The sequence below is a fragment of the Flavobacterium sp. 140616W15 genome, from assembly GCF_003668995.1.
Lineage (GTDB): Bacteria > Bacteroidota > Bacteroidia > Flavobacteriales > Flavobacteriaceae > Flavobacterium.
In genome coordinates, this window is record NZ_CP033068.1 from 2,466,360 (window position 1) to 2,479,007 (window position 12,648).

General features: G+C 30.6%; 14 protein-coding genes. 9 read left to right on the forward strand and 5 right to left on the reverse strand.

All coding sequences use genetic code 11. From position 1 onward, the window contains the following. Window positions 1-2 precede the first annotated feature (2 nt). Both EAG11_RS10460 and EAG11_RS10465 read left to right on the forward strand, forming a co-directional pair. Window positions 3-1,184, forward strand: a complete 1,182-nt coding sequence (locus tag EAG11_RS10460; RefSeq protein WP_129539124.1) for a class I SAM-dependent methyltransferase — start codon at window positions 3-5, stop codon at window positions 1,182-1,184. Between the two features lie 2 nt (window positions 1,185-1,186). Beyond that, window positions 1,187-1,753 carry a hypothetical protein gene (locus EAG11_RS10465; protein WP_129539125.1) on the forward strand — a complete coding sequence of 189 codons (567 nt, stop codon included), beginning with the start codon at window positions 1,187-1,189 and terminating at the stop codon, window positions 1,751-1,753. 2 nt (window positions 1,754-1,755) lie between these two features. Here EAG11_RS10465 and EAG11_RS10470 read toward each other — a convergent pair whose 3' ends face one another. Next, the gene (locus tag EAG11_RS10470; RefSeq protein ID WP_242499364.1) at window positions 1,756-2,361 is read right to left on the reverse strand and encodes a M15 family metallopeptidase; all 606 of its coding nucleotides are present in this window, start codon (window positions 2,359-2,361) and stop codon (window positions 1,756-1,758) included. A gap of 206 nt (window positions 2,362-2,567) precedes the next feature. Here EAG11_RS10470 and EAG11_RS10475 point away from each other — a divergent pair, with 206 nt between their 5' ends. After that, window positions 2,568-3,143, forward strand: coding sequence for a hypothetical protein (locus tag EAG11_RS10475; RefSeq protein WP_129539127.1), 576 nt, complete (start codon window positions 2,568-2,570; stop codon window positions 3,141-3,143). Window positions 3,144-3,295: 152 nt separating this feature from the next. On the opposite strand, the gene EAG11_RS10480 is transcribed toward EAG11_RS10475, so the two are convergent. The 4 genes from EAG11_RS10480 to EAG11_RS10495 all read right to left on the reverse strand — a co-directional run bounded on the left by EAG11_RS10480 (window position 3,296) and on the right by EAG11_RS10495 (window position 7,890). Continuing rightward, window positions 3,296-3,757, reverse strand: a complete 462-nt coding sequence (locus EAG11_RS10480; RefSeq protein ID WP_129539128.1) for an SRPBCC domain-containing protein — start codon at window positions 3,755-3,757, stop codon at window positions 3,296-3,298. A gap of 161 nt (window positions 3,758-3,918) precedes the next feature. Then, window positions 3,919-5,430, reverse strand: coding sequence for an MFS transporter (locus EAG11_RS10485; protein WP_164998694.1), 1,512 nt, complete (start codon window positions 5,428-5,430; stop codon window positions 3,919-3,921). Between the two features lie 205 nt (window positions 5,431-5,635). Then, window positions 5,636-6,667 (reverse strand): hypothetical protein, encoded by a 1,032-nt coding sequence (locus EAG11_RS10490; RefSeq protein ID WP_129539130.1) that lies wholly within the window; start codon window positions 6,665-6,667, stop codon window positions 5,636-5,638. Next, window positions 6,658-7,890 (reverse strand): hypothetical protein, encoded by a 1,233-nt coding sequence (locus EAG11_RS10495; protein ID WP_129539131.1) that lies wholly within the window; start codon window positions 7,888-7,890, stop codon window positions 6,658-6,660. Before EAG11_RS10495 ends, EAG11_RS10490 begins: the two co-directional genes overlap by 10 nt. A gap of 187 nt (window positions 7,891-8,077) precedes the next feature. On the opposite strand from EAG11_RS10495, the gene EAG11_RS10500 reads away from it, so the two are divergent. From EAG11_RS10500 to EAG11_RS10525, 6 genes are all read left to right on the forward strand, one after another. Next, window positions 8,078-8,791, forward strand: coding sequence for an RHS repeat domain-containing protein (locus EAG11_RS10500; RefSeq protein WP_129539132.1), 714 nt, complete (start codon window positions 8,078-8,080; stop codon window positions 8,789-8,791). A gap of 303 nt (window positions 8,792-9,094) precedes the next feature. After that, on the forward strand, window positions 9,095-9,619 hold the full coding sequence (locus EAG11_RS10505; protein ID WP_129539133.1) for a hypothetical protein: 525 nt from the start codon (window positions 9,095-9,097) through the stop codon (window positions 9,617-9,619). Between the two features lie 17 nt (window positions 9,620-9,636). Beyond that, window positions 9,637-9,918, forward strand: coding sequence for a hypothetical protein (locus EAG11_RS10510; protein ID WP_129539134.1), 282 nt, complete (start codon window positions 9,637-9,639; stop codon window positions 9,916-9,918). Window positions 9,919-9,995: 77 nt separating this feature from the next. Next, window positions 9,996-10,340: a hypothetical protein gene (locus EAG11_RS10515; protein ID WP_129539135.1), complete on the forward strand. Its 345-nt coding sequence runs from the start codon at window positions 9,996-9,998 to the stop codon at window positions 10,338-10,340. Between the two features lie 720 nt (window positions 10,341-11,060). After that, a complete protein-coding gene (locus EAG11_RS10520) occupies window positions 11,061-11,663 on the forward strand; it encodes a hypothetical protein (RefSeq protein ID WP_129539136.1) in 603 nt (200 codons plus the stop codon). A 718-nt stretch (window positions 11,664-12,381) separates the two neighbouring features. Then, window positions 12,382-12,597 (forward strand): hypothetical protein, encoded by a 216-nt coding sequence (locus tag EAG11_RS10525; protein ID WP_129539137.1) that lies wholly within the window; start codon window positions 12,382-12,384, stop codon window positions 12,595-12,597. Window positions 12,598-12,648: the final 51 nt, after the last annotated feature.

The following is a 12,648-nucleotide window of genomic DNA, read 5'->3' on the forward strand; positions in this document are numbered from 1 at the left end:
CCTTGAATTTAGCACTTTTACATCCTTCTGTTCAGGATTTTATAAATAAAAAAGTAAATGAATCTATTTCTAAATTAGCACTTCAAAAAAATCCTTTTCCAGAGATTGAATGGCTTGCTATTTTAAATCAGATTGAGGCTAAAACTAAAGCGAAAGATAAATTACCAACTTGGTTTGCTACCGAAAATATACTTTATCCAAGTAAAATTTCTGTAGAGCAAACTTCTTCTGAGAAAACAGCACAATATAAGGCCAATTTAGTATCTGGTGATAGTTTAATCGACTTAACAGGAGGTTTTGGTGTTGATGATTATTATTTTTCCAAAAAAATAAAAAACATAGTTCATTGCGAGATAAACCCAGCTTTATCAGCAATCGTGCAACATAATTTCAAACAGTTGAAGATTGACAATTGTACGTGTTATCCTGAAGATAGTTTTGAGGTGTTGAGAAAACTAAATAAAAAATGGGACTGGATTTATATTGATCCCTCTAGACGAAACGATGCTAAAGGTAAAGTATTCATGCTAAAGGACTGCTTACCGAATGTTCCTGATTTATTAGATTTTTATTTTGAAAGCTCAAATTGTATTTTAATAAAAACGGCCCCTTTATTAGATATAACTGCGGGACTTTCTGAACTAAAAAATGTAAAAAACATTCATATAATAGCTGTAGAAAATGAAGTTAAAGAATTACTTTGGGAAATTCACAAAGACTATTTAGGAAATATAACCCTTTGTACTGCTAACATCTTAAAAGACAAAACGGAGTCTTTTGATTTCACATTAAACACAGATCTGGAATTTGTTAGCTATGCTTTACCTCAAAAATACTTATACGAACCAAATAGTGCTATCATGAAATCAGGTGGATTTGACGAAGTCAGCTCATTTTATAAAATAGACAAACTACATAAACACTCTCATTTATACACTTCAGACGAGTTAATTGCATTTCCTGGAAGAACTTTTGAAATTCAAGAAGCTATTTCGTACACCAAAAATGAAATGAAACTCCACCTTTCCAATCAACAGGCTAATATCACTACCCGTAATTTTCCTGATAGCGTAGAAACCATCCGAAAAAAATGGAAAATAAAAGATGGAGGAAATTTGTATTGTTTTTTTACAACTGATAGAAATGACAATAAAATAGTTTTAATTTGTAAAAAAACACAATAACAATGAAACAACTAATTACTTTAACTTTTTTCTTACTAACATTTAATTTATTTGCACAAAAAGATTGTGAATACTCTGTAAACGTTACTGATTCTTTAGGAACATACAAATCAACAAAAGAAAAGATGATTTCTGAAAAAAACTTTGCAGGAACATCAAGTTATATCTTTTTCTCTTTGGCATTAACGGATGGTTTACCAACACTAAATATGCAAATGATAAAAAAAAGCAAAGACTTTACAAAGGCTAACTGCTTTGACAAAAACTCAAGATTATATTTACAATTAAGCAATGGGAAAATTGTTACTTTGATTCATCTCGATCAAGAAAGTTGTGGAACATTAATTCGTGATGAAAAAGGATTTGACAATCGTGTAAACACTGGAATTTTTATGTTTATGAAAGATAATTTTGAAGATTTAAAAAATTCTCCAATCTCAATGATTCGTATTAAATACTTAACTGATGTGGAAGATTATGTCCTAAAAAAAGAATTCACATCTGAGCTAGATAATAAAGTATATCATCCAGAAAGTTACTTTATTAATAATATAAAATGTGTAGAGTAAACTTAATTACAATTCCATTTTGTATTTGAGACTTTATCATTTAGCCCAGCTTTTAAATTATAATGCCACCACTCCGAATCAAAGGAATTGAAATGATGTTTTATCATTATTTTTTTCAATAATTGTCGATTGGCTTTAATGGTATCTGATAAATTTAAATAGTTGTGACTGGCTTCTTTTCCAAAAAAATCAAAAGAAGTTCCCATATCCAATTCCTTACCATTACTATCAACAAGCGTAATATCTACGGCTCCTCCTCTATTATGGATGGAGCCTTTTTTTGGATCAGCAACATATTTAGGATTAGAAACTATTTCCCACATTCTTTTTTGAATAAATAAAGGCCTGTAACAATCAAATAATTTGATTTTATACCCTTTCTTCATAAAACTTTTATTAGCCTCTACTAATGCTTTTACTGTTTTTAAACGCAAAAAACATTCGGCACAATCATACACTTTTGCTTTAAGAAAATTATCTTCTGTAGCATATTTCATATCATACACAAAATCACTACTATAATCCTTTAAATTAACAAAGGTTGTATCTGCAATTACCTGATCGATATTATTTGCATATGTCTTGCTCTGAGCATTTGTAGAAATCATTCCTAAGATATAGAGTAAAAGAAATAAAGTTCTGTTGAATTTTGGCATGAAATTGGCATTTTAGATTTTACATTTTTCTCAAAAGTAAATATAGGTAATAAATAAATCGAAACTAGAAATTGAAGCTTTAGTCTTCATTTGATAAAATTTATATCTAAACCGCATTTGAGTCCAACGTATAAATCATAAATCAAAAAAAGTGCATTATGAAAAAAATTACTTTGTTATTATTTATCCTCCCTTTTTTAGGAATCGCTCAAGAAATAAGCTATTCTGAACCTTCTCAATTTATCGAAAAAGCAGGTGCTGTTCAAATTAATTTGGTCGAAAGTCAAAAGACTATTTTTAAATCTGGACTTGGTGAAACAGTATCGTTTTATCCAGCTGAGATTATTGATTTGAATCAAAATCAAAAAAAAATAAACGGAATGGAGGTTGAAAGTACTTTTATCACAAAGCAATATCAGAATAAACAAGACCAATTCACCAAAGAAACCGCATGGATAGGCGTTGATGAAATTCCTGGTTTAATTGAATGGCTTGAAAGTTATGTAATTGCAAATTTATCTAATCCTGCTGGTACAAAAAAGACAGTCAAATACATCTACAACACTAAAGAGATTCAATTTAAGTTTGACGTTTACAATACGACTCAAACTTTTACTATTACAGTAAAAAATACAAATTATAAGGATAAGTATTTTTGGACAGAATCACGTACAAAAGACATTCCAAACATTTTAAAAACACTTAGATATATGCAAACTAGAACTATAAACTAATATTATTACATTAAAAAAATACTAACGACTGTAGGGTTAGCTAACTAAAAAATTAACCATATAAGTGATGAAAGTTCATGTAAGTCTTATATTGATTAGCCACTTTTATATTTTCTTACATCACTTATACAGGTTAGAATAATTCTTTTGAACTATTCATGATCTACTTCTTCTTTCAGGTTTGGTTCTCCTTTACCTGTAACAATTAAATTGTATAAGCTATTTTGTACATAATTAGTCCATGAATTAAAACATATTTTGTAACATTCATAATCAGGAACTAATCCCTGATGTGTTAAGCGAACTTCTGTTTTATTTCCTTTTTCATTAATTTCAAAAATAACTTTTGTATCTATCCATTCGCTTTTATCTTTAGTAAAATTAAAATCATTTTCTAAAACATGCCAAACTACTTTTTTATTGGGAATAACTTCTACTAATTTCATTTTACAGATATGGATGTCTTTATAATGATACTTAAATACATCACCTTGTTTTGCTGTACCTCCTTCTATTTCTTCTGACCACCATCCCCTAACATTTGTTATAGCATCAAATGCTTCTTTAGCGCTTTGGCCTACCAAAATACTTGTGGTAAAATCTTGATTATCCATAATTTTGACTGTTTATAAATTAAAAACTCATTAGAACAAAACAAATTTAACGATCTCATTTACAACTAACAGGGTGCAAAAAAGACTTTTACAGGGTTAAATAAGACAGTCTTTTATCTCAGAGATAAAACCTAGTAAATGCAACACAAATCACTCTTCTTTTATTTTACCTTCTTTTCTTTTGGTAAAATAAATACTAAAATCAAGGCTAAAATAGCCAAAACAGTTCCTGCCAGAATTAAAACTACATCATGTGCATCTTTAAAAGCTGTCATTGCCGCTTTCTTAATTATCTCACCTTTTTCTCCTCCCAGCTCATTGGCAACAATCATTGCGTCTCCAATTGAATTATTTACCTGCTTTGGAAGCTCTTTTAACAATTCTTCATTAATAATAAACTTTTTAATAAAAATCTGAGAGAGTATAATTCCAAAAAAAGTAATTCCTAATCCAGTACCTAATTCATAAGAAATAGATTCCATTGAACCAGCCATTCCCGCTTTATCAAGTGGTGCCGCAGACATTATAGCAGTTGTTCCAGCTATTAGTACAACTCCTAAGCTAAATCCTAAAACTATCGACCAAAACAACAAACTAGCTGTAAACGAACTAAAATCTAATTGACTCAACATAAAGAACGATAATGACGATAATGACAATACTGTAATTATAAGATTCTTAAAACCAATCCTACCCAGTATTGAACCAGTTAGTGGCCCTGCTACTGCAGAAGAAGTTACAAACGGTAACATGAATAATCCTGCATCTATTGGACTCAGCTTATGTACAAATTGTAGTTCTTGTGCTAATAAGAACTCAAAACCTACTATAACTGCCATAGGTACAAAGCAAAGTAACATTCCTAACAAAATTCTTTTGTTTTGCAATAATTGCATATCTATCATTGGAAAAGGTGAAATCTTCTGCTTTATAAAAAACAATCTCAAAAAAATGAATCCAATTATTCCAACAGCAATACTAATCCACAAAGGATGATCTTCTTTAAAAATAGTCTTAATACCATAAATAAATAGAATCACACCAACCAACACTAAAGCAGCGTCTTTTAGCACCCAAGGTTTTTCGGGACTCGAAATTCCTTTGGGAACACCAATCCATATTAAGGGAATAACGATCAAAATTAATGGCAGATTTATTAAAAAAACAGCTCCCCACCAATAATGCTCTACGATAACTCCACCAATTACAGGCCCAACTGCTGCTCCAGCTGTTCCTATAGCCGCCCAGATACCTAATGCTGTACCACGTTGCGCTTCATTGGTAAAAGTTTGACTTATTATAGCAAGAGTAACTGGCATAATCATTGAACCTCCTAAAGCCAAAAGTGCTCGAGAAAGTATTAAATAAATAGGCGCAGAAGAAAATCCAGCCAAAAATGAGGCTATTCCAAATATAGTTAAACCAAATAACAGCACTTTTTTATGTCCAATTTTATCTCCTAAAATCCCCATAGGCAATAACAGACCTGCCATAATAAGCGGATAAATATCTATAATCCATAATACTTCATTACCCGATGCTCCCAATGATAATGTAAGCGTAGGAATAGCAACATGTAGTATTGTAGCATCTATTGTTACGGGAATAAGTGAGGTAATAATAATAGCAAGTACAAGCCATTGATTTTTCACATTTATACCTCCTTCTGACATATTTTTTAACTCCTTCATTCTAATTAATTATATTATCTCTGTACAAAACAACTCTAAAACTTACCTCCTTTAAAGGTGAAAGGTGTTATTTAGAATAAAATTACGCTATAAATAGTTATATCAATCATAAATCATCCCTTAATAAACAAAAAGCCCACTCTACAGAGTGGGCTTAAAAGAAAATTTATCCAATAAAATTACAACACTATCTCTGTTCTGTAATTTCAGATTTATTAAGTTTAATGACTCTTATTTTTTTATTCGTATTATCCGATAAAAAAAGATGGTCGTTAAGTTGTGCTACGCTTACTATACTTCCAAAATTATTTTGTCCCATAATATCAAAAGAATTAACTCTTGGTTTATAAATTTTATCCATAAACTCTTTTTTAGGATAAAGGCGTAGAAAATTTGAATTACCTTCGTTCTCTGACGTTACAGCCCAATCAGCATTAATTGCCACTGATAATGGTTTTGCTTCATTAAAAGCCACTACTACAGGCTGAATTGGAGCCTTTAATGATGCGGTGGCATTAGCACGAATACCTGCAATATTGTAATACAAATATCCCTTTGCATTTCTTCCTGCTACAACTAAATTACCGTCGGCAACATCCATCGAATAAACTTCATCAAATCCTTTTAAGGTATTTAATTTGGCAAAAGGAGCTAAATTCCATTCACTTTTATCTGTAATTTGAGATGCTAAAAAAACTTTAATACTAGTTTCTTTTTCTTTAACGAATACCAATCCGTCTTTTGCTACAACTCCAAAAACGTGAACAAAAGTATTCCACCATTGACCGTTTCCTAACATGCTAATTCCTGCATTTGTCACTTCATCAATAACAAAAAGTCTTGATTCGGCACTTCCAATGTAAATTCTACCATTATCAATAGACACTGAAGTAAGTTTAGCAAATGCTACTGTAGAAGCTCCTTTAGTATAATTTGAAATTGTTTTTAAGTGAACCAAGGTGTTAGCATTAAAAACTTCTAGTACATCTCCATTACAAACGTATAATTTATTATTTGCTATAGCGATACCTTTAGGGTCTAGCGTACCTTTTCCATCTCCAATCTGAGTAGCTGAAATAGATGCTTCATCAGTAGGATAATAATAAGTATGATTTGGAGAAGTTCCATCGTAAGAATCCTTGCTACAATTTGTAAAGACACAAAGTAACAATATAAAAAAAGCTATTTTATTCATTTTAATTTTATTATTTAATTCCATTTTCCTTCTCCTTTATATTTTATTAAGAATGGATTTTTTGGATTAATCGTAAAAACAGGTTTTTTATAATTCCCTGCCAAGTAATCTTTTTTAGTCCACCCTTTTAACACCTCTGGATCAGTAAAAGGAAGATCTTTCAAGTGGATTAAGTATTTGTAAAAATGAGTCAACATTTCCTGTTGTCCTCCACCTTCTCCACTATTAGCTAGATTACTACTATGGCTAAACCCTATATGATGTGAATATTCATGCGACCAAACTGACATTTCACCAACCCAATGACCAGTTACATAACTTGACTCCCACTGAGAAGCTAGAGGCCCACCTCCCCATGCTGAATCTCCTCCTACCATTGCCATATAAAGGGATCTACTATCAAGGTAATCCAAATATATTTTTTCAACAGCAACTTTAGTAAGATAATCATAGACACCATTAGCATCAGCTGTATTCCCATGCCAATACGTTGCGCCGTTTACAGCAGTACCAGCTTGAGCTGCTTGTTCTTTTTTATATCTGTCAAAATTAATAAAAGTGTCATAATACATTGGATGACTTAAGGCATACGAATAATTAATAATCATTGTTATAGCCTCTTTAGCCAAAACAGGATTCATTGGCAAATATTTACCCAATTCGCTATTATGGTATCCATCATGGAATTGAACCAAATGCGAAGACTTTATTTTTTTAAATTTTGCAAATAAAGGGTCACTTGATTCAACCGAAAATTCAATTGCACCAGAAGAGAAACCGTCGATTTTATCAATCGTAACTGCATTTCCTGTTTCTAATAAATAATCATTTTTTCCTGCTACCAATGGAATTTGGTGAAAGGAACGATGAAAAGCTGGGATTTTTGTAAAATTGTAAATTAAAAATCTTTTATCATAATTAGCCAATTTAGCGTAGATTCTCACATCTGTAAGTCCAACAGGAGAATAAAGAGAAATTTGTACCGAATCTTTCCCTTTTTGAATCACTTGTAATGGCTGATTTACACGAAACCAACGATCTTGTTTATCATACATTTTCGATGAACTTTCATCATCTTCAAACATAGTCATAGCACGATTACCTGGTTGTAAATTTGTTGCATCAATGCTTGGCAAATAGTTGGCTTCATAAGCCGTAGATTGGTCATCCTTATCACAACTTGTAGATATAAGAAAACCAGTAAGTAGTAAGCTGGCATAGAGCCACCTCTTGATGTTTGTAATCATTGTAGGTTAATTTAAATTTGTTTTGAGATTTGGGATATTAGATTTTGAATCTAAAGAGCGCAAATATCTTCTATTCTTTTTTAAATAAAAATTTGTTTTTCTTATTTATAGAAAACAATAATTATCAAATACCCCTTGGAAACAAAGATAAATCTCACAAGGTAAAATTATAATAGATATAATTATTATGCTCCATAAAACACAGTCCATTATCTTTAATTTGTGTGTATATGTTTTTAACTACATTTACCAATACAAAGATCATTTAGGTAACATTCGTTTAAGCTATCAAGACAAAGACAATAATGCCACTGTAAATAGCTCTGAAATTATTCAAGAAGAAAATTACTACCCTTTTAGTCTTTCTCACAAAGGATATAATGGAGTAATAGTTGGAATAGATAATAAGTATAAATACAATGGAAAGGAGCTTCAAGACGAGACTATTGGAGGGAATCAATTAAATCTATATGACTATGGAGCTCGTAACTATGACCCTGCACTTGGGCGTTGGATGAATATTGACCCCTTGGCAGAGAAATCTCGTAGATTTAACCCTTATACTTATGCTCTTGACAATCCTGTCTACTTTATTGACCCTGATGGAATGGAAGCAATATCTCCTATATATGACCCTAGCGGTAATTTTTTAGGAACTGATGAAGATGGACTAAAAGGAGAAGCTGTAGTTATGAAAAAGAAAGACTTCAAACAAGGAATGTCAAAAGAAGATGCCGAAAGTAAAAATTTGGGACAAGAAGGATTTGAAGATGATAAAGCAACTAATAAAGCTTTTAATCACTTTTCTAAATTAAAAGACAGACCAGATTACGATGGGAAATTGACATTAAAAGAAGCGAATGAATGGTTTCGTAAAGGTGGGGGTGAACCTCTTTTGTAGATGCCTCCAAGATTAACTTAGCACCTGTAGAAACTGGAAATTTTGAATCTGTTGGTTCTTCTCAATATAAGAATTTCTTTTTAACTACAAATCAGGAAACAGGAGTTGTTTATGGAACTATTAAGCTTACTTTAGAAGATAACAATGGAACTGTTACAGTCGGAGGAAAAGGAGGTTATTTAGATACATATGATTTTGAGCAGAAAAAATCAGACGGAACTTTAAAAAGAGAATTAAGAAACATCGGAACAAAAGCAGGTGCAATACTTGCGGGAGATGGAACTGTATATAAAATATATAATTATGGAAAAGGAAAAGTTGAAAAAACAAAAAAATAATATTTTGTTTTGTTTAGTTTGTTTTGTTTTAGTTGGATGTTCGAATACAACAAACCAAGATTACTTCAATAAAACTATGGGATTAAATGTTGAAATAAAAAAGAAAATATTTAATTCTGAGGATTCAATTAATCCTCAGGGAGAAGGTTTTAGTATGGAAGTAATAAATTATGATAAAAAAGATAATGATAGTTTATTTATAAACAAAGATAGCTATCCTATATCCTATGATTTACGTACTGATTGGAAAATCTCTAAATGGCAAAAAACGCCTTTAGTAAATAAAAACGTGCTAGAACTTTTATTTAATTATAACATTAATGATAAGTCGATTAAAGAAGAATTAATAAAGCTAAAAAATGTACTAAATTCAAATAGTAATTATGTATCATATTATTTCAAAGAAAGTGATGGAAATGTTTATGCCATAGATATTTGTGTTTTAGATATTAATAATAAGAAAATTTACACCTGTGAGATAATAACATAAAATAAAATCCCGATGGAATGGAAGTTAAAAATTCGTATATTCATAATAGCCAGAATATAAACGGCAAGCATCAAACATGGTCGGATAGACACCAAGGCTCTTTTGCAAATGAAAATTACAAAGAAGCTAGTATGTTTGGAAATCCTGAGCTTCCTGAACCTAAAACTAGCCAGAAATCAATTGCTACTGCTGATGAAATAGAAGAAGAAGTGGAAGATGGAGATCCGCCAAAAAAGAAAAGAGTACTTGAGGCAAGATCTTCAGGAGGAGCTAGAGTTTATTTTAGAAAAATTGGATAAAAGGTAGAAATTTTAGGTTAATCAAGTAAATCTAACCAACAGGCAGTAATTGACAGAATAATAAAAATACACTAAACATGAAGTTTAAAATTATTACACCAATAAAATATCAGATTAAAAATTATTATAATGATAATTTAGATATCAATGTAATCTTAGAAAATAAAATGATTTTCTTCTCAACTATCTTCACTATTGACAATATAAAAATGCTCTTAGAGCAAGATAATAGTGTGTTTTTTTGGGCAGATAATATGGTAATAGTTAAAGATTTGAGAAAAGAAACTATTAAAAAATTTGTTGAAGAAGCTATAGAAGGAGGCAATTTTGAATCAATTTTTTATAAAATCGGAAATTTGGGTGAAACAGAAGGTTATCCTCATAATTTTGAAAATGTAACAGATTTTATTCATCAATTATAAATGAGGTGCGGAATGTTAGTATATTCATTCCCGACCGCTCGAATATGCACAACGATAGTGCGGAAATTCTTTCCGTGCCCACAACAAATATGCAGTAAGGATAAGATTAAAGCAACTCGTAACTGAGTTGTTGTTTTTTATATTTCATGCTTCTCATCGAAAAATCTACTAGAAGACTGCACAAGTTTCTCTAACTTCGTGCCTCGAGATGAAATAAAAAAATGAAGATAAAAAACGCTGGTACTTAATTCTCATCTAGTATTTTTCTGGTATGGCCAAAACGAAATTTCTATTATTTAAATGGAGATAAATGTATTACTGTTCGGAATAATAATAATAATAATAATAATAATAATAATACTCGCTACATTATTCCTGGCAAATATTATGGAATTATAAAACCACGAGATAATTATATACTAACAACTAATCTAAATGATGCAACAATATATTTTGTAGATAAAATGTCAGATTATATTTTTGTTAGATATGAAAAAGATTATACTATATATAATGTAAATAATTCTAAATTTAACATTATAGATTATTACAAAAATAAAAATCACAATGAAAGTATAATATGCTCTAAGAATCATACAAAGTTTTCTGATGTTAATGAAAATGTAAATTATATTTATTTATTTATTCAAGAATCATATGCGACAGATAAGAATGAAGATATTATAGATCAAAATAGTTAACCCGATAGCTCCTGATGGAATGGAAGTTAAAAATTCGTATATTCATAATAGCCAGAATATAAACGACAGGCATCAAACATGGTCGGATAGAAACCAAGGCACTTTTGCAAATGAAAATTACAAAGAAGCTAGTATGTTTAGTAATCCTGAGATGCCTATGGAAACAACAGAATATACACGTGAAAGTAAAAAATATACTGTTAGTGCAGATGCACTGGAAGAACTAAGTGAAAATTCAGCCTCAACTAAAGAAATTGACCTAGGAGCTGCAATTGTTGCTGCAGGATTAACAGGTGCTACCGCAATATCAATTACTGATATTGATCCACAAGGTATTGTGCTTGAACCAGCCGTTGCTATTGTTGCCGTTTCATCTATTGCTGTTGGGAGTATTGTATCTCTTTGGTATAATAGCCAAAATACTAGTTTTCCCGGTCCTTGGACATATACATATCAAAATCATATAAATAATAGTCCTGAAAAATGGGATCCAAAAAAAACAAATTGGAATGATAAGGTCAAGCTAGTAAAAGCTATTGGTGCTGGAGGAATTGCTTATCAACTTCATAAAAAATGGGAAGAAACAAGTGGTGACAATTTAGAGAAGTCTAAAAAAAAGTAAAACCTCAATTTAAAGAACGTAAATAAATGAAAAAATTATCTTTTTGGGTCTGGGTCTCTAATATATCTGCTTTTGTATCAATTATTATATTAATTGTAACTAGGTTTTTCGATATTTACATTAAAAATTTCACACCTTTCTTTATAATAGGTTGCTTAGCTGTGTTTTTATATGTACTATCAGAAATCCTTAAATTTTTTATCAAAAAAAACTTAAAAAAATGAACCATAAAAAAATTGAATTTTATAATACTATTATAACAACTGTCTTTATTTTTGGGCTTATTTCTGATATCATAAATACATTTTTATTTAATGATTATATTCCATCAAAAATAATTGAATATTTTTTTTGGTTTAGTTTAGGTGCTTATCTTGGCTTCAATTTACTTAAATTGGAGATTAATAAAAATTGAACTAACCCAGGATAGCTCGGATATACAAGAAACATAGCGAAACCCGACCGCACGGATATGCACAACGATAGTGTTGATTTGTAATCTAGTAGCCACTCTGCGAAGAGTTCTAACGAAGCTCTCTCTGTGCGAACGTCTCCTGACTTCGCACCCACAACGATAATCAATTCATTTACAAACAATGAAATTGCAGAATCATTCAGGAATGCATTCGGAGTAGAAAATACTCTAAAGTTGAAGGATTTGGTGCAGGTTTTGGTATAAGCAAATTTTTTAAAGCAGGATTGGATCCAATAGAGCAATATGTTAGGAAGCTATAATGTCGATATCTATTTTAGACCTTATGAAAATAGTACAGAGGGATATTTAGAAGTGAGTATTACAAATAAAACGCCTTTAACTTTAACAGCTTATCATGCATTACCATCATATGATGATGGAGGTCCTATGAGTAATGCATCGCAGAACTACCGCTTCAATGTGAATATTGATTATTCTAAATTAAAAAAAATTAAATAATGAAAATATACTATCAGACAACTACAAAAACACCTCAAACACTCTTAAAAT